Here is a 17,889-nt window from a genome sequence, read left to right on the forward strand (position 1 = left end):
AGGGAAGGGGTATCTCCTAATTTCCTCTTGTAATTTGATTCCTGGAAAAAACTCTCGTTTTATATGTCTGCACATCCAGGACCGATATCCGTACAGGAAGTTTTACACAAAGCGCGGTTATTTTTTTCCGGATTCTTTCTCAGTTTACTTTTAATCTTCGGATTGATCGCCTTAAGCCCTCTCTTTTTGATCCTAGACCGTCCCTTTCCGAAAAGCGATGTCCTAGTACTGGAGGCGAAGGAAACAATCCCGCAAGACATACTCAAGAATGCAGCCGACGGATTCAAAAAAGGATACGCGGGAATACTCATCGTTCTTTATTCCCCCGCCACAACAAACTCCAACTTAGGTGTGATTCAAGATTTAACGGCCGAAATCCAAAATTCACTAGTGGCCTTAGGCGTTGAAGAATCGAAAATTCTAATCTATAAACTCGAATCGTATCCGATCGGCGCGAGGAATTTCCCTAAATCTCTTCTAAAAATCTGTCTGGATAGACAATTTAAGAATATTCTTATCCTCTCCAAAAGATTCGAATCATCTCTAAATCAAAAGCTCTATGAATCCGTATTGGGTCCGGCGGGTTTAAAAATTCATGTGGTCCCTTTGTCGGATAAAATCGGACTTGGAAATTGGTTCTTAAGCGAAGAAGGATTCGAAATTGTCTTTTTAAATATAGCCAGAATGTTTTATCAAATACTCTTAGGAAAATAAAATCTAAAATGTTAGACTCAAACGAACTCATCCAACAAAGAATTCAAAAGATCGAAGACTTAAAAAAACAGGGAATCAATCCGTACCCGGTTCGTTTTTTTCCGGACTCAAAATCGAAAGACATCGTTGAGAAGTTCGAAAAAGATCCTACCGGACCGGAAACCAAATTCAAATTAGGCGGAAGATTACATTCTAAAAGAGTGATGGGAAAAGCGAGTTTCGCCCATCTCAAAGACAGCACAGGAATCATTCAACTTTATGCAACCCGCGACGATTTAGGGGAAATTTCCTACTCAATTTTTAAATCTCTCGACCTGGGAGATATCATCGGACTGGAAGGTTATCTTTTTAAAACCCAAAAAGGAGAAGTCACGTTACACGTCACATCTGTGGAACTTCTCGCCAAATGTATTCGCCCTCTTCCCGTGGTAAAAGAGAAAGACGGAGTAATATACGACGCATTTGCCGACGTAGAACAGAGATATAGAATGCGGTACGTGGATCTTGTGGTAAACGATCATGTCAGAGATACGTTCATCACGAGAAGCCGGATCGTTTCTGAAATCAGAAATTTTCTCACCAACGAAGGTTTTTTAGAGGTGGAAACTCCGATGATGCAACCGATCGCAGGAGGTGCTGCGGCAAGACCTTTCGTAACCCATCATAACACACTGGACATGCAGTTGTTTTTAAGAATCGCTCCCGAACTTTATCTTAAACGTTTGATCGTGGGAGGTATGGATCGAGTTTTCGAACTCAATCGAAATTTTAGAAACGAAGGAACCTCGACAAAACATAACCCTGAATTTACGATGATGGAAGCATACATCGCATTCGCGGACATGAATACGATGCTTGACCTTACCGAAAGACTTATCACACACTTAGCGCAAAAAATCCACGGAGCATTAAAAATTCAATACGGCAAAGATCTGATCGATCTTTCTCCTCCTTGGAGAAAAATAACTTATACGGATATCATCAAAGAATATAGCGGAATCGATTTCAGTCTGATCACTTCTTTGGAAGAAGCGAAGAAAAAAGCCTCCGAATTGAATGTGGACGTTTCCAAATGTAATACAATCTGGAAAGTGGCGGACGAGGTCTTTTCCGAAAAAGCGGAACCGAATCTAATCCAGCCCGTTTTTATCATCGATTATCCGAAAGAACTCTCTCCTCTCGCAAAATCCAATCCGGATAAGCCGGGTTATGTGGAACGATTTGAACCTTACGTAGCCGGAAGGGAAATCGGAAACGCATTCACGGAGTTAAACGATCCTTTCGATCAGAAAGAAAGATTCGAAGATCAGGTTCAACAAAGAGAAGCTGGAGACGATGAGGCATTTATGATGGATGAGGATTATATACGCGCGTTGGAATACGGAATGCCTCCGACGGGAGGACTCGGAATCGGAATAGACCGTTTGGTAATGCTTTTGACCAATTCCCATTCTATTCGGGATACCATTCTGTTTCCATTGATGAGACCGGAATAACTCCATAACCTTACCCACAAGTACTTGGATCCGAAGATAAATCTGTCGGAATTACGACAGTGAAACTTACCTCCTCCCTAATTTTGGGTGGTGGGACGAATAAACTCTATTTCGCTCTCTACGGGTCGCGAAATAGGTGGAAGACTCGGGAAATTTTTCTCTATTAAAAAATCATACTTCTTGCAAGTAAAAAGTATCATTCTTGTCGGAACACTTGAAAAATATCAGTTTTTGATCCTTATTATCTCAAAAGCCTTTTTAATTTGTGGGTAAGGTTATGGAATAACTCCGGTCACGAAAAAACTGTCCGTTTGAATCATCAAGATTTCGTAGCTCATTCTAAGATGCGCAAAACCGGATCAGGAAATTTGCAACCAATTCACTCCATGAAAACCGAGTGGAAAGGTTTTGAGGCTGCAATGAATCAATTATCCCGGAAGACGTTTCTTTTTGCGAGGCAGATCTTCTATAAATCGGATCGCCAACGTATCGACTAAAACGTCGATTCGATCTCTCAGCGCGGAATTTGCAGTCTCAAAACGAACTTCGAAACGGTGAAAGTCCTTTTTGACCTCGGATCGGAAGCTTGCCATTTCCGTCTTCAACTCATGAATTTCCGTTTTTGTTTCTTTTCTCAAATCCTGGATATTCGTTTTCGTTTCCTTTCTCAATTCCTGAATTTCCGTTTTCAATTCCAACTTCAATTCCTGAGTTTGAGAGAATAATTGTTTCCAGATTACATGAAGAAATCTGAAAAGGGAACCGAAACCGACCAGGGTTGTGGCGATCAACGCAAGAAAAGAAATATCCGTCATGCTCAGAAGAATCCATGTGAAAAAGATCGAAATCAATTCTTTTTCCTATAATAGGAGGTATATTTAGGAAAAAGAATATACTCTTTTAGAATATTTTCCGACAAACCAAAAAGGGAAAATCGCTTTTTAAGATTTTTTTTGAAAGAGAGATTTAAAAAATACGACCGTAAAAAACTGAAACATTCTAAAAAAGCGGAATAATCTCCAAGGTTTGCTCAAAATTCTCCACAGCCAAACCAATCCTCTGAGTTTGAAAAAGTTAGGAGCTTTTCTTACCTTACCGGAAAGAATATCTAAGGAGCCGCTGACTCCGATGATTACGGAATGACCGAAAAAAGCCGTATTATTTTCGATCCAGATTTCCTGTTCCGGAAAATCCATAGCAAGAAAAATGAGATTCGGACTCGTCTTACGAATCGATTCCTTTACCATCAACTCCCTTTGGGGATTCATATATCCTGCGTGTCTTCCAACAATTCTCACCCCGGGAAAATGTCTGGAAAGAGTAAAATAAACCTTTTCAATAACATCCTCTTTACCACCGAGCATGAAAATGGAATAATTTCTGAGTTCACAAAGGCGAACCAGATCCATCATCAAAGCAATCGTAGAAATCCGTTCTTTCAGAACCCTGCCTAGACGGGCTGCAGCCCACTGCAGTCCTGCTCCTTCCGCAAGAATCATAGTCGCCTTTTCCGTGATTCTATGGAGTTTTTTCCCCTTTCGAACCGACATGATTTTGACCGGATCCAAAAAAAGAATGTGATGAAACTTTTCTTTTTCCTCTAAGAGCCTATAAATCTTGGCAACAGACTCATCCTGGGTCACATTATCAAATGGAACCCCGAGAATATCGGTTTTTCCTAATGTTTCCGTTTGAATGACCTGATAATCTAAAAGATAATCCCTATCGTCTTTGGCGGAGAGATGTACGATTTCATCCGGCTTCTTCATCTAAAGGCATCCTATAAGACATAAGTTCAAAGTCAATTGAAACTTAGCGATTTTACTTTCGTATTTTCGTTGCAGCCGCTCTAAATTCTCTTTCTAAACAAGCCATAGAGATACTTGAAAGTAAAAACGCCCCCTTTTTCAAAATCAGATCCAAATTTCCAACTTGGATTCCACCGATTAAAGTTACAGGTAATAGGGATTCCCTTGTAACTTTCCCTAAAATTTCCGTCCCGATTGCGGGCTTTGCATCTTCTTTATTATCGGTAGGAAAAATCGGCCCAAGCCCGGTATAATTCCAAAGGGAAGAATCCAATCCGTTCACTTCCTCCAACGTATGAGACGAGGTTCCGAGATAGAGCTTCGAGTTGAATAAAACTTTCTTTTCTTCGGAATTCAAAGCCTCATAATCTTCTTTTCCAACATGAGCGCCAAAACAATTCCATTCGATCGCTTGTTCCCAAAAATCGTTTAAAATCAAAAGTAAGCGAGGATATCGATCCTGAAGGGACTTAACAAGAAATTCCAATTCGAGAATAGAAGCCGACTTGGCGCGGATCTGAACAAAAGGAACGAGATCCGGATATTCCAACCAAATCCTGGGGAGAGTTAAAAGATCGAGGTTTTTCCTTTTACAAAAATCCCAATCAAGAATCGGATAAATTCCAGGCAACGGCCAAACAGGAGTTTGAATTTGTAGCGACAAGTTTTACTACCCCAAACAATCTCTCATTGACCTAACTTCAAATTTTTTCCCAAAAGAATCCCCAACTTATTTTGAATGGCAAACACGCCGGAAATAAGTTTCAAATATTCTAATAGAGAAAAAATTCTAATAGATTCCAATTCAAAGGAAGTAAATAATTTTACCTTTACTTTCATAAATAGGCTCTCTAGAAAGTTTTACTTAAGAATCTTTAACGTCCAATCTTTTTTGATTTACGCGGAATTCCAGAACGAACAACCATACATTTATGAGGAAATTATCTTCGATTTTACTTTTCTTATCCTTTTTTTTCGTCTTGATGTGTAACTCAAGAAAGGACGAAACAAAGGAAAAAGCTCTTTTTAACTATATTTTATATTGTGGCCCCGGTGGAACGATCGATTCCTGTAACGCAGCTTGTGGAGCGACTTACGGAACAAACGCAACAAATGCGAATTTACAAGCGCTTGTACAACAAACTGCAACGTTCTCGGTTTGTATCTTCAATTGAGCAACCTCAATCGTTAAAATAGCGAAACAACGAGGCCGCAAAAATTCCCGCGGTCTCGATTTTTAAAATAGCGTTTCCCGCTTTAACCCCGAGTATATTCTTTTCTCGTAATAAACGAATTTCCTTTTCACGAAATCCGCCTTCCGGTCCCACAATCCAAATCGAATTTTGAAAAAATTCCGGTTTCGGTTCCGATTTTCCCTTCGGATCGAATTGATAAATGGAAAGATTTAGGTTTTCCTGCAAATTTAAAAATTCGTTTAAGGAAACCGGAACAAATACTTCGGGAAGAAAAATTCTTTTCGATTGGATCGACGCCTCCTCCACGATCTTTTGAGCTCGACTCAAATTAAAATCCCTTCGATCCGATTGTTCAAAGTTTAAAAAATAAAAACGACTTAAACCCAGCTCGGTTCCTTTTTGTAAAAGCCATTCCAAACGATTCCCTTTAGGAATCGCCGTCGCGATCGCGGAAATAGATTCCGGTTTTACGTGAACCTCGGTTTTTTTGAGAATTCCTTGTCGTGAATTTCCCTTTACTTCGTAGATCCATTCCGATCCAATTCCGTTTAATATTCTAAGATTTTTATCCTCGGAAAAAATCCGAAGAGCCTTTAAATGAGAAACCTCCTCTTTATTCAAACAAAACTGCGGTTCGCAGAGAAATTCTCTTCTGAAAAGAATCGCTTCTTCCAAAATAAGTCCTTATCGATTCAAGTTCGCAAGTTCGAACAAAGAAGAATCCGGTTTTACTTCCTTATCTATTTCCGTATATTCCAATACACTAATAGATCCGGTATTCAAGTCCAACATCTCGAGTCGGCTTGCGTATTCTTCCTTTGTAGTCTTTTGATTTTGTTTCACTTTTATGAGTCCGTATTTGATGTTCATCGTTTTGAACAATACCCCGTCCCGATCGTGAAAATCCAATCGTGTGGGTTTTAAAGAATCCAAATTCAAAAGCAGAATCAATTTGGAATAAAAATACGGTATGATCGGCTTGAGCGTAATCCTTTTGAAAGTTTGATCGGCAATTTTTAGATCGCTTTGAACGATCGGATTATAATTGGCTTGATAGGAAGCGCCGGATAAATCGATGAAACTGAATCCGGTCGCTAAGTGGGACTCGTATTTTTCCTCGTCCACTTTTCGAAATATCTTTTTGGAAAGCACGTTGAATGTATAGATCAGTTCTCCCTCGTCCTTAATCAATATCTTGTATTCAAGTCCCCTTCCCCTACTTTCAAATAAATAGAGCGTGTCTTCTTCTTTCCGGAACATGTTTACGTCCCAACTCCAGGTTTCTCCGCTGCGTCGAATGAGAATTAGGTTTCCTTTGATCAAACCTTGGTTGGATTTTACGAGAGCCTGATCAAGTCTGGCCACTAACTCTTGGGCGATCCTCACATTGGATCCTTGCGAATTTGTCTCTTTGCTTAGCACAGTGAGAGCAAAAAGACCTACCATAAACGCAAGAATCCGATCCAATTTATTCCGCCCTCATCGTCGGCGCGCTGAAAGAATAAAGACCATGAACAGAACCTTGAGCCTGTGCGGATTCGGATCTTCTTTCAAAACGAAGCTTCCCCTCCCGAAGAGCTTTATGAATTTCAGGTATCGATTTATAACCCATATCTTGAAAGGACAACCTAAGACCTTGGGATAAATACGGAATAAAGTTCAAAATCGATCCTCTATCCACGACCGACCCGCTGACACCTTGAGCGACCTTTACCTTTTGACCTTCATTAAAGTAACGTTTATCACCGCCTGCTTTCATCGCTTCGATCGACGCCATTCCCCTATATTTCTTAAGACGAATTCCGTTCTCATAAAAATACTCTCCGGGAGCTTCCGTGGTCCCGGCGAACATAAATCCCATCATACAAGTAGAAGCGCCGATTGCGAGAGAATTCGCGATATCACCGATATTAGAAATTCCCCCGTCCGCCATGACGGGAACATCGTATTTTGCGGCATGTTTTGCGGTTTGATAGACCGCAGTCGCCTGAGCTCGTCCGACGGCCATCGTATCCTGTGTGATACAAATGGATCCCGGCCCCATTCCGATTCGAAGTCCATCTGCGCCGGCTCGAATCAAATTCTCCGCTTGTGCACGAGTCACCACATTCCCCGCAACTATATCCAAATTCTTAAATTCCTTTTTGATGAACTGAATCATTTCGATCTGATAATTCGAGTTCCCTTGCGCGGAATCGATGATGATTACATCGACTCCCGCTTCATAAAGTGCCGCCACCCTATCTCTAGATTCCAGAAGAGTGGAAACTGCAGCGCCGCAACGAAGTCTTTTTCCTTCGTCTTTTGAAGCATCCGGAAATTCTTTATTCTTCTTTAAGTCGGAACGGCTCACAAGAGACACCAATTTTCCATCGGAATCCACAATCGGAAGCTTTCCGATCTTAGATTTCTTTATGATGTCGTTCGCATCCTGCAAAGTAATTCCCTCTTTACCGGTGATCACATTCTTAGTCATCACTTCGTCGAGAGTGATTTCTCGATTCCTCTCAAAATCAATGTCCCTATTCGTAACGATTCCGATCAGTTTAGAATTTCTTGTGCCGTCTTCGGTTACCGGAATTCCCGTAAATCCTTTGTGTTCTTTAATCCGATCCAAATCACGGATAATGTTCTTCGGTCCTAAAACTACGGGATCCGTAATGAATCCATTTTCAAAACGTTTTACCTTTTCCACAAGAGCGACTTGCTCTTCGATCGTGTTGTTGTAATGAATGATTCCGATTCCTCCCATGAGAGCCTGCGCAATCGCCATTTGGGATTCTGTTACCGTGTCCATCGGAGAGCTTATAAAAGGTCTCTTGAGTCTTATATTTCGAGTTAGTCTGGTTTCAAGCTCAACTTCGGACGGATGAAAGTCGATAAATCCAGGGAGGACGAGAAAATCTCTGTACGTTAGACCGATCTGAAGACTAAATAATTCATCCCCGGATAGTCCGTCTAAATATTCGGAGTCGCGGTAAGTTTGGTTTGACATTACCTAGTACATAAAAGGTAAACTGAGAACTAAGATCAAGAGAATTTCCCCTCGTTCGCTTTGAAAAACTATGGAAACGATTCAGAGAAAAAAAAGGGAGAAGGAAACAATCTCCGACCCCACTAAAAAGTTTCACATTATCTCGAAATTTCTCGTACAAACAGATATCATCGCACGTGTTCCGGGCTCCACAATTCAGATCATTAAAATCCTACAAGTTTCTAAAGACGCCACAAAAATCCTGATTCAAACGGAAATACCAAATGCATTTCCGTTAAACAGTCATATCACCCTTACAAAACTTCTTGCAAAATACGTAGAGCTCAATTGCGAAGTTATAGACGAAAGACCGAACAACCAATTGATTCTTTCCGTTTCGGATATTTCGATTGCAAGTAAAGAAAGAAGTCTCAGCCGAATCTCGCCTCCCGAAGGAGCCGTTTGGATTACGAACATCCGTACGAGCAGAACTACAATCGACGCGAATCTTTTTAACATTCCCACCTCCGTAAAGGTAAACTTTGCGGACTACGAAACGAAACTAAAATCAAAGTACGACTTCCTAAAGATCGACGTGTTCGGAACGATCGGGGACAAGTTAGATCTCGTCAAAAAAACACGTAAAATTCTTTTCATTCCGAATACTCAAAAGGAAGAAAGTTATGCGGCCTATGATCAGGAAGGTTTTATCGACTACGCTTCCGAACTAGGGGACTCGGAAGACATTCGTAAAAAAATCATAGAATATGCAAATCAAAAGATCAAGTCCGAACTGATTGTTCCCGTTATTTATTTGAGTCACGAGGAACAGGCAATCCCAATCGGATTCGTTCACGCCCAAAATCGAAACAGAGAAATCGACATTTTGGAAGTGATGGAAATTAAAACCCTCACTTTCGAAATGGTGGATCGAATCCGAGAATCCAACACAATCTTAGTGAAAGAAAGATTTCCAATTGTGAATATTTCCACGGGAGGTCTAAAGGTTAAAATCAATCACCCGGACTTAAATCAAGATCTTACAAAAAGGGCAGGATTTACGTTTGATATCTTTTTTAAGATGCAGGCTCCTCTCACCGCTTTTGGACTCATTCGTTCCATTACCAAGGATGTGGAGGGAAATCTTTACGTAGGCCTTTCGATCGAAGGTAATTCCTCAAGGCCGGGGGAAAGAAAAAAATATATAGATAACGTCAACCGACTTCTCGCGGAAAGCGGCCAAATTCAACCCTGATTTCGGATTAAAATCCGGCATCCAAAACATTCAAGAGTTTGAATATATCTAAATAATACGTTTTTATAGGTCATAAACAGAGTCATTACATTCAAAAAGAATGAATTTTTCCGGATTGATTCCGAAGCCTTCTCGGAGTTTTATAACCGAAAATAGAATCTCTTTTCACCACAGAATCGGTTGAAAAAAGGAAATAATCTTCCCGGATTGGAGCCAAACATCCCGTTTCGTTTTCGAAAATATTTTTGTAAATTGAATCATTCAGTTGCAAGTTTGTGGACGAAAACCCGATCTACGACAAGGAAACCGTAAAAAACAACGTATCTCTCCAACATTACTTTATGGGCAAAGGAACTCGATTTTGAAGCGTATCTTTTATTTCATTTTTATGATTCTACTGATTTTATTCGGCATTATATCCGCTTATCGGATGCGTTGGATTTCGGACGACGCGTTTATTAGTTTACGATATGCCAAAAATTTTGCCGACGGTAAAGGATTAGTCTTTAATGAAGGGGAATTTGTGGAGGGTTATACGAATTTTCTTTGGACAATTCTATTCATTCCATTTCATCTTTCCGATCATATCGATCCCGTAAACGCAAGTTACTTTTTCGGAATCCTTTCTTTTTTGGGAACCTGCATCTATTTGGTTCTCTTTCGCAAGGAATTCTCAAGAACGGAATTCCCTTTTGCACTTTCCTGCTTCGTTTTACTCCACCACAATCGGGTTTTTGCAACCGGAGGCTTGGAAACGTCATTGCACGGATTTCTATTCTTAGCCGCTTCTTATTATTTTACAAATTCCGGAGCCGTCACTTTTTGCAAGATGTTACCCGGAATCGTTTTTTCCTCATTGAGCTGTCTTAACCGACCGGACGGGCTTTTATTCCACTTACTCGTCGGAATTTTTCTAATCCTAAAATTTTTCCAAGAAGTAAGACCAAATAACGCACGCTCGATACTTTTAAAACCTTCTTTCGGAATTTTTTGCATTACCTATCTATCCCCAGTCTTTTTCTATATTTGGAAATTGGAATATTATGGAAACCTACTTCCCAATACTTTCTATGCGAAGTCGGGAGGAAACGTCAATCTTCTACAAGGCCTCGTTTATCTCCGTTCTTTTTTGACGATGTACTACGGAATGATCCCGATCGTCGGATTTCTTTTCTTTTCTTTATTTCAAACGATCCGAAAATATTCCTTTCCAACTCAGAAAAAAAAGGACTTTCGCTGGATTTTATTTGTTTTATTTCCAATTCTTTATTCGGGTTATTACACTTGGATCGGAGGGGATTTTATGTTCTCCCGGTTTTATCTTCCAATTCTTCCTATCGTTTTCATTTGGACAGAGCAAGAAATTCTTTCGCTTCGAGAATCTCTTTCTAAAGGGAAAAAAAACCTGAACATAATTTTTTATTCGATTCCGATTTTGATTCTATTACGTTGGGATATTTATAAAGGACTTCCATTACCGGTCGTGTCCGGAATCGCGGACGAAAATCAAATCTATAAAAGGGAATCGGTGGAACAAATCCGAAATCGAATTCTTCCCTGGAAAAAACATTTTGAGAATTCCAAAGTTCGAGTCGCCTTTACCGGTTCGGAATGTATTTTGATTTATTATTTAAATCCGATTTTGGCAATTGAAACGGAAGCAGGCCTCACCGATCCGGTAATCGCAAGGATGGAATTTGAGAATCGAGAAAGAGTCGGACATGGAAAGCCCGCTCCGTTACAGTATCTTCGGGACAGAAACGTTCATCTTCTTCTCTATTCGAGTGGACTTCCGATTAAAACGGAATACGACGAATTTCTCACAGGAGATTTTTCCGCACCTTGGAGGATTTTAATGTATTCACCTTCCGTAATGAAAGAACTTCTTAAAATTCCTTCGTTTCGAGCGGTGGATTTCGAATCTTATTTGGATGCTTACAAACAAGAATATAAAAGACTTGATCCGATTCTCCGAAAGAAAAAATTTTCCGAATTCGATTCTTATTACTTCCGAAGCGGAGAAGATAAAAATAGACGGGAATGGTATCTAAAAAATTTATAATTTTTTCAAAACGACCTCCTCTTTCTTTCGGAAGAATCTTGATTGCTAAAATTGGGTAGCGAAGACACCCTGCATTTATTTATCATTTACAAAACCAAATAAAACAATAAATGAGTCTACTTCTCAACTTAAAAACGGTTCCACTTATAGTACTTACTTTTTCTCTCGCTTTGCTGTTTTTTTTCGATCCTTTGAATCCCTCTCTTTCCAGAGATTCGGTGGTATTTAGTTTTTTTGTTTGGTTCGTTTCTTTAGGAATTTCGTTTCGGAAAAAGAAATTCAGAATTCATCCCCTTTTCCTATTGGCATGTTTATTATTAATCGGACTTTCTACGGTCAACGGAATTAACCGGGCTCCGGTCGTCTATTTTTCCCAAAAGTTGAATTTAAAACTTCTCTATGTAGCAGCTTTGTGTCTTGCAATTTATTTATTCCTTAAAAACATCCATCCGATTTTCCTATTCGTTCACACAGTTGCGTTTGCATGCTCCCCTCCTCTTTTTTCAAGTATCAAATCGGTTCCGCTTTTACTCTTCGTAGCCGCTTCCTTGTTTTATCTTTCTCCGAAAAAAATTCGACTTCGTAAATTGTATGTCGTCGTTTCCATTTCCTTTTTTGTGCTACTGATTTCATCCTTACTTTCCTATAAATCCCAAGCGGCCCTCTTGCAACTTTGTCTTTTATTTTCCGGAATTCTGATTTTCTTTTTGGTTTCTTCTTATCCAAGTCGGTTCATTAAAAAAGGGCTTCTTTTGATCCTTTCCTCAAATCTTCTTTTGAATACCATAAACTTGTTTTCCGCGATCCATACGATCTGGCCCTTTGATCTTTTGCAACCTTCTCTTTTGCTTACATACGCGGGTTTCCCCGTGTCGTCGATCGCGGTAATTTCCGCATTTTCCGCGTTAGTCGCCTTTTATACTGCCTATCAGTATGGTCGATATTCCTGGTTTTTAATTCCAGGAGGTCTTATCGCTATTTATCTTACGTATTTCAATCACTCGCGCGCAAGTTTATTGGCTTTTGGTCTCGCAACCCTTTGCATTTTTCTTTTTCGTTGGAGTAAAAAGAAAATTTTCTTCCGGATTTTCATTCCGTCATTCTGTCTAATAGTTCTACTCTCGGTCGGAAGCGTGTTTTTCTTTCCTCAAGAAACCGTTTCCCAATATTTCGATCCAAAAACCCTTCTCATTCGATTTTCCCTGTGGAACTTTCACTTTCAATCGGTACTTCAAAATGCTCCGATCTTCGGAATCGGATTGGATGCAGATTCTCTTTTGGCTCATCTGCCTGGAACACATTCACAAAAAATCGGCTACGACGATTTCTATAAATTTCTGCATTCTTTCAGATCCTATCCGCAAGCTCATAATCTCTACGTGGAAACGTTTACGAGTCTCGGGATCTTAGGTTCCCTCTTTTTTCTTTGGATCGCCCTTTATCTTTCTCTTCTCTCCTACCGAATGTTAGTTTCCAAAAGTAAGAAGATTTCCGATATAGGGATATTCATTTCAGGAGTTCTTGTGTTTGTGGCTGTTCACGAGTTCTTCGATTACAATTTGGGAGAACAACATTTCTTCATTCCGGTAACGCTTGCATTATCTTTGATTCGGACCCGATCCAGTTCTACGATGAAAACGTTCGGTCAAAACAGTTCGTTTAAAGCCGTTTACGCAATCTCATTGATTCTTTTAGGATATCTTTCTTTTCAGTTGGTCTGGGAACAAAGACTCAGAAATCTGATCATAATTTCCATTCAAGACGAAATAGAACTTGATAATTTCCTAATATACAAAGAAAAAAAAGTTTCCGGGAACCGTAAAAAATTTTCTCATCCGATCGAAGAAATCACCAGCAATCAAATCTGGATCCGTTCCGAGGAAAATTTAGTTTTGGCCTCCCTAATTCTTCGCAAAAGTCCGGGTCATTCGGATTTGATGGAATCCTTCTTAGATCGTTGTGTCCGAAAAAATCCGTATTCTTCCGTTTGTTGGAAAGAAAAAGTCGATGTTCTTAGAAAAAAAGATCCGAATTTAGATATCCGAAAAGAATTGGAAGAAGGAAAAAAAACGGATCCGTTTCATATCATTTTTACGGAATAAACAATAATGTTCAATCGATTGATTTTTTCTACCTATTCTCGTTATTTCATCTACTTGTTCGCGGTATTATTCCTGATCTTCAATCGTTTCAAACTCGACGATAAAGTTCCATTCGTTTCCAGCGACTCAGAGATTAAGTATTATCAAACCATAATGTTCTTTGAAAAAGGATTCAAGGCTGTCGCGGAATCAGAATGCCTCTATCCCGGAAAGATTTACGATCCTGAATTTAGGTATTTTCCCTTCGACTATCCCTGGGCTTTTCTAAAAGAAAACGAGAACCGAAAATGTATCTTTCAGTATCCTCCTCTATTTGCACTTTTAAACGGAATTCCGGCATATTTTTTCGGAGCAAAAATCATTACACTACTACCTCTTCTCTATTTATTCGGATGTCTTTTGATCTTTGATAAAATTCTTTCCTTATTTATTGATAAAACCTGGGTCATTTTGATCGGCACTCTAGTTCCGTTCACTCTCAGTTTTCCGGCCCTATCCTCGGTCGAGTTTTCCGAAGTTCCTCTCAATAATTTTCTTCTATTGTCTTTCGGATATTTTTTGATTCGTTCCCTTTTTGCGGATAAAATCACGGTTCAAAACAAAAATCTAAATTCGAATTTTAGAATATTCTCGTTTATTTCCGGTTTTTTGGCGGTAACTGCGTTCTTTCTAAGAACCGAATCCGCATTTCCTATCTTCTTATTCGGTTTTCTTGCCTTTTTTTCCCAAAAAACGAGAAACAACCTTAAAGAATATTTGATCTTTTCGGTTCCTGGTGGAGTCCTTTCTTTCGGATTTATAGGCGTCTTGAATTTCTTTTATTCCGGTCATCCGATGGGAATTCGTTTTCTCGTCAGTTCACAAGACGCGATGAGTCAGTTTTCCATCGGAAAACAAATCGTAATTCTTGAAGGATATCTTTTGGGCGACGCGACCAAATCCGGATTCCTAAAAGCGTCTCCTTACGCAATTTTAATCTTCGGTATTTTTTCCGATCTTATTCGTAAGAAAGAACTTTCCGGTGGGTCGATTCTCGGCCTTGTAGGAATTGGAACTCTCTTCTCAATTTCCTTTTTCAGCCCTTATACGGCAGGAGTTCACCATTTCGGGCTCCGTTATTTGGAATCCGGTTTTATCTTTTTATCCGCGGGAATCCTGATCTTTTTGTACCAAAGAAACATCGAATTCCCAAACATCGGAAGGATTTTGATTTTGTTGACTTTTTTAAGTTTATATTATAACTACAAATTCACGAGAGAAGGTTTCAAAATTTTATTCGGATCGATCGCACCTTATTTGCAAATACAAAATGAGTTTCAATCCAAGAGAATCATCGTTCACAAGGGACAATTTACGAATTATTTAATCGGTTTTTCTTACCTAAATTCCCTCCATTTCACGGTATACACGGAAAAAGATGCGATTCAATTGGAACAAACTTTCAAAAAGAATCGAGTCGACTCGTATTCCATCTTAGAATATGAGCCGGAACCTCCTAAAGATCCGAATCTTCCCGAAAAACAATTTAAAGAAAAAATCGCAGTTCGTTTTCCGGATCCGAATCGTTATTACAGAGTAAAAGACCAAAAGAAGATTCTGAACTTTTCCCTAAGAACTTATCAACTATATAAGAATTAATGATTTTGAATATTCTAAAATCATTCCTCTGTTGAATCATTTAAAAAACCGTTTAGACAAAATGGCGCCCCCTTCCGGGCTTGAAAAACGAAGGTTAGATGCGAACATCAACCACAAAACAAAAAAAGGAATTAAGAGCCGGTCTCAAAACCTGAAGAAAAATATCTCTAGACGATCCGGCAAGTTTTTAAAAAACGTGAAGGTTCCCACAGAAACCGTCGTATTGAAGGTTTTCTCTCGTCGTTTAAAATTGTAATAGCTCCTACATTCCTAAGGTTTTGAGACCGGCTCTAAGAATTTATCTCAAAACTGTCTTCTGTAAGAGCGGCATTGCCGCAACACTTTCATCAGTCTTTTGAATGTAGGAGCTCCAACGTTTCAGTGGATTAGGAATGAAGCATTAGGACTTTTTACCCCTCATTTCATTCAACAAAAGTCTGATTTCTGTAAATCTAACTTTAGGACTTTATATACATCAATCCCACGCATGTGGAAAAAAAGTGAGAGTCCACTATTCACTAACATCTAAAAAATTCTTACATCTCTATATTTTGGGACAAACTTTTACTCAGAACTACATAAAAGAGTACCTAATATATTGCACTGTAACAGGGCTTTGGAATCAAAATTTACGGTACTCAATTTTATAGTATCTTTCAATACAAACTTCTCTAAAGAACAATCGTATTTGAATCATTTTCTTTTTAAAAGAAGAAGAAGAAGAAGACGTTTTTTAGAAAAACGCCTCTGAATATCTCTCATTCCAATTTTAGAATTTTGCGACAGCTCCCAAGGTTATGCCATATTGATGATCCGTTTTATCGCCTTTTTGATCCACAAATTGTTTACCGGTCGCCCAATCTCTTCGGAGGTCAAGTTTGATCAGTAGATTTTCGGTAAAATTCCAAACGGGAGTAACGGTAAAGGTTTTGTATTGTCCCGCGTTTCTGACTCCTGAGTAGTTTTTGTAATCGTCACTCATCACTTCGAGAATTTGTTCTTTGGTAATTCCTAAAGATCCTAAATTAGCGTCTGCCGCAAAAGCCGTCGCCACCGTGTCCGCGATCGCAAGATCCGTAGTTTTTTTATATGTGCTTATGTAAGCGTTAGGTCCCATAAAAGGATTGAAAGTAGTTAAAGCACCGTTATTATGTTTATCGTCTATGTATTCGAAGCGAACGTTCACACCCCAAGTTTCGTTGATTTTGAACTTCGCAAAAATACCGTAAGCTTTGTAAGTGGTTTTAGAATCGCGCTTGTTATTCAACCCCCAAAAAAGAGTGTCTTTGTTGAAAACTTCCGCGCCAGTTGCATCCACATTATAACGTTTTTGATCCAAATTGTTGTTTGCAAGTGCTCCGGATTTTTCACTCCAAGTGTAATCCAAGTCGATCGTAATTCTGTCCGAAGGAGTGATGGAAAGAATAACGTGGTTCATAAACCAGTAATCTTTGTTATACTTCGCTCTCCGAGGATTGGCAACATTATACATTCCTATATTCGGATCTCCGGATATGTTCGCCAGTTCCGTAGCCATAGCCGCTTTGGAAGGATCGACACGAGCATAAGCTCCGTCGCTGGAATAGAGAGTATTCCAAGTAACGGAAAGTCTGTCTTCAATCAACTGGCCTTTGATCTGAGTTCCGATCGCTTTTCTTTCAGTCTGACCTTCCACAAAGTAGCTTTTCCCCGCCGCATTACCGCTGTAAGTTGGATCCGTAATTACGTTCAATGGTGCGATAGTCGTAGCTGCAGGAGAATTATAGCCGGTACCGCCGCCACTGTTGTAGAGATAAAATGTTCCTGCCCATTTATCCGTGAACTGAGTGGTAAGTCGAACACCGGTATGAATAAAGGGAATCGTATTCTGGAAGATTGCACCTATCGAGTAATTCGGATTGCTCATAGATTCAAGAACCTCGTAACCGATATGGGTAGCCATCTTACCGGCGTCTAAGGTCATTCCTTTTAAAACGGGGAAATATAAACTTAAATATGCCTGTTTGAGCATGTTGTAATTGTAAATGCCATTACTTTGAGAATAAGGAGCTTCTTGAAATGCGTTGTTCTGGCCGTTTTGGAGATCGATCCGAAACCCCCAAGGAGAACTTTTTTCAGCAGCTTTTTGGATCGTAAGCGCCACCGCGTTAACCGCAAAGTTCTTATTGCTTGTTTCGAAAGCACGGGTCGCATCAATGTCTCCTCCTTGTTTTGGATTGAGATTGTACATGTAATACACATCAGCAAACCCGGAAAATTCAACTTGATCATACCATTTTTTATCTTCTTGTTCCATCATTTGGGAAGTAGGCGCCGGAGCGACTGAAGCATCTGCTCCTGATTTTTTTCCAGCCTGAGCAAAGACCTGAGAAAAAACCAGGAAGCAAAGAACAGGACCAATAAGGTTTATTGTTTTTATTCTCATCATTCTTCTAAATCTCCTATGTTTCCCCATCATGCAAAATACATGCCAATGCTATAAATAAAGCATTTAACTAAAAAAATAGACGTAACTTAATTATTAAAAGCATATATTATGTCTAAAAAATAGAATAAATCTTCAAACAATTTCATTTTTTAAATTATATGCCTAATTTTTATACAAAAATTAACATGAATTAACAAGTAGGAAAGCGATGGTTAT

The 17,889-nt window shown here is 39.4% G+C and carries 14 protein-coding genes and 1 pseudogene; 7 read left to right on the top strand and 8 right to left on the bottom strand.

Annotated elements, in window-relative coordinates:
* Window positions 1-63 precede the first annotated feature (63 nt).
* Window positions 64-714: a hypothetical protein gene (locus CLV95_RS00995; RefSeq protein WP_002727171.1), complete on the top strand. Its 651-nt coding sequence runs from the start codon at window positions 64-66 to the stop codon at window positions 712-714.
* A gap of 8 nt (window positions 715-722) precedes the next feature.
* Window positions 723-2,210 (top strand): lysine--tRNA ligase, encoded by a 1,488-nt coding sequence (lysS, locus tag CLV95_RS01000; RefSeq protein ID WP_002731865.1) that lies wholly within the window; start codon window positions 723-725, stop codon window positions 2,208-2,210.
* A 428-nt stretch (window positions 2,211-2,638) separates the two neighbouring features.
* Here lysS and CLV95_RS01005 read toward each other — a convergent pair whose 3' ends face one another.
* The 4 genes from CLV95_RS01005 to CLV95_RS18685 all read right to left on the bottom strand — a co-directional run bounded on the left by CLV95_RS01005 (window position 2,639) and on the right by CLV95_RS18685 (window position 4,858).
* Window positions 2,639-3,025: a hypothetical protein gene (locus CLV95_RS01005; RefSeq protein WP_026053927.1), complete on the bottom strand. Its 387-nt coding sequence runs from the start codon at window positions 3,023-3,025 to the stop codon at window positions 2,639-2,641.
* Between the two features lie 126 nt (window positions 3,026-3,151).
* Entirely contained in the window at window positions 3,152-3,979 is an 828-nt protein-coding gene (locus CLV95_RS01010) for a WecB/TagA/CpsF family glycosyltransferase (RefSeq protein WP_002727195.1), read from the bottom strand.
* 52 nt (window positions 3,980-4,031) lie between these two features.
* Complete coding sequence (locus CLV95_RS01015; protein WP_002727211.1) at window positions 4,032-4,649, bottom strand: thiamine phosphate synthase; 618 nt, start codon at window positions 4,647-4,649, stop codon at window positions 4,032-4,034.
* A gap of 56 nt (window positions 4,650-4,705) precedes the next feature.
* Window positions 4,706-4,858, bottom strand: a complete 153-nt coding sequence (locus CLV95_RS18685) for a hypothetical protein (protein WP_002731936.1) — start codon at window positions 4,856-4,858, stop codon at window positions 4,706-4,708.
* Window positions 4,859-4,950: 92 nt separating this feature from the next.
* On the opposite strand from CLV95_RS18685, the pseudogene CLV95_RS01020 reads away from it, so the two are divergent.
* Window positions 4,951-5,210: pseudogene (locus CLV95_RS01020) on the top strand (hypothetical protein).
* Here CLV95_RS01020 and CLV95_RS01025 read toward each other — a convergent pair.
* From CLV95_RS01025 to guaB, 3 genes are read right to left on the bottom strand one after another with little or no spacing between them, the layout of a single operon-like run.
* A complete protein-coding gene (locus tag CLV95_RS01025) occupies window positions 5,200-5,889 on the bottom strand; it encodes a 16S rRNA (uracil(1498)-N(3))-methyltransferase (protein WP_002727209.1) in 690 nt (229 codons plus the stop codon). The pseudogene CLV95_RS01020 and the gene CLV95_RS01025 sit on opposite strands and share 11 nt — an antisense overlap.
* Before the next feature lie 9 nt (window positions 5,890-5,898).
* On the bottom strand, window positions 5,899-6,681 hold the full coding sequence (locus tag CLV95_RS01030) for an outer membrane lipoprotein-sorting protein (protein ID WP_002727188.1): 783 nt from the start codon (window positions 6,679-6,681) through the stop codon (window positions 5,899-5,901).
* Window position 6,682: 1 nt separating this feature from the next.
* Complete coding sequence (guaB, locus tag CLV95_RS01035) at window positions 6,683-8,209, bottom strand: IMP dehydrogenase (protein ID WP_016749677.1); 1,527 nt, start codon at window positions 8,207-8,209, stop codon at window positions 6,683-6,685.
* A 70-nt stretch (window positions 8,210-8,279) separates the two neighbouring features.
* Between guaB and CLV95_RS01040 the strand changes: the two genes are divergently transcribed.
* The 4 genes from CLV95_RS01040 (at window position 8,280) to CLV95_RS01060 (ending at window position 15,245) form a co-directional block, all read left to right on the top strand.
* Window positions 8,280-9,443, top strand: a complete 1,164-nt coding sequence (locus CLV95_RS01040) for a DUF1577 domain-containing protein (protein WP_002727128.1) — start codon at window positions 8,280-8,282, stop codon at window positions 9,441-9,443.
* 361 nt (window positions 9,444-9,804) lie between these two features.
* Entirely contained in the window at window positions 9,805-11,505 is a 1,701-nt protein-coding gene (locus tag CLV95_RS01050; RefSeq protein ID WP_002731765.1) for a hypothetical protein, read from the top strand.
* Window positions 11,506-11,615: 110 nt separating this feature from the next.
* Window positions 11,616-13,607 (top strand): O-antigen ligase family protein, encoded by a 1,992-nt coding sequence (locus tag CLV95_RS01055; protein WP_002731920.1) that lies wholly within the window; start codon window positions 11,616-11,618, stop codon window positions 13,605-13,607.
* Between the two features lie 6 nt (window positions 13,608-13,613).
* Window positions 13,614-15,245 (top strand): LA_3751/LA_3752 family putative glycosyltransferase, encoded by a 1,632-nt coding sequence (locus CLV95_RS01060; RefSeq protein WP_002731798.1) that lies wholly within the window; start codon window positions 13,614-13,616, stop codon window positions 15,243-15,245.
* 769 nt (window positions 15,246-16,014) lie between these two features.
* Here the strand turns inward: CLV95_RS01060 and CLV95_RS01070 are convergent.
* A complete protein-coding gene (locus CLV95_RS01070) occupies window positions 16,015-17,673 on the bottom strand; it encodes an outer membrane beta-barrel protein (RefSeq protein ID WP_002731867.1) in 1,659 nt (552 codons plus the stop codon).
* Window positions 17,674-17,889: the final 216 nt, after the last annotated feature.

It is taken from the genome of Leptospira borgpetersenii serovar Javanica, assembly GCF_003046425.1.
In the GTDB taxonomy this organism is placed as follows: Bacteria; Spirochaetota; Leptospiria; order Leptospirales; family Leptospiraceae; genus Leptospira; species Leptospira borgpetersenii.

What these genes read in the sequence shown, in the direction of transcription:
- CLV95_RS00995 (WP_002727171.1), top strand. Translation starts at nt 64, where the DNA reads ATGTCTGCACATCCAGGACCGATATCCGTACAGGAAGTTTTACACAAA.
- lysS (WP_002731865.1), top strand. Translation starts at nt 723, where the DNA reads ATGTTAGACTCAAACGAACTCATCCAACAAAGAATTCAAAAGATCGAA.
- CLV95_RS01005 (WP_026053927.1), bottom strand. Translation starts at nt 3,025, where the DNA reads ATGACGGATATTTCTTTTCTTGCGTTGATCGCCACAACCCTGGTCGGT.
- CLV95_RS01010 (WP_002727195.1), bottom strand. Translation starts at nt 3,979, where the DNA reads ATGAAGAAGCCGGATGAAATCGTACATCTCTCCGCCAAAGACGATAGG.
- CLV95_RS18685 (WP_002731936.1), bottom strand. Translation starts at nt 4,858, where the DNA reads ATGAAAGTAAAGGTAAAATTATTTACTTCCTTTGAATTGGAATCTATT.
- guaB (WP_016749677.1), bottom strand. Translation starts at nt 8,209, where the DNA reads ATGTCAAACCAAACTTACCGCGACTCCGAATATTTAGACGGACTATCC.
- CLV95_RS01040 (WP_002727128.1), top strand. Translation starts at nt 8,280, where the DNA reads ATGGAAACGATTCAGAGAAAAAAAAGGGAGAAGGAAACAATCTCCGAC.
- CLV95_RS01055 (WP_002731920.1), top strand. Translation starts at nt 11,616, where the DNA reads ATGAGTCTACTTCTCAACTTAAAAACGGTTCCACTTATAGTACTTACT.
- CLV95_RS01060 (WP_002731798.1), top strand. Translation starts at nt 13,614, where the DNA reads ATGTTCAATCGATTGATTTTTTCTACCTATTCTCGTTATTTCATCTAC.
- CLV95_RS01070 (WP_002731867.1), bottom strand. Translation starts at nt 17,673, where the DNA reads ATGATGAGAATAAAAACAATAAACCTTATTGGTCCTGTTCTTTGCTTC.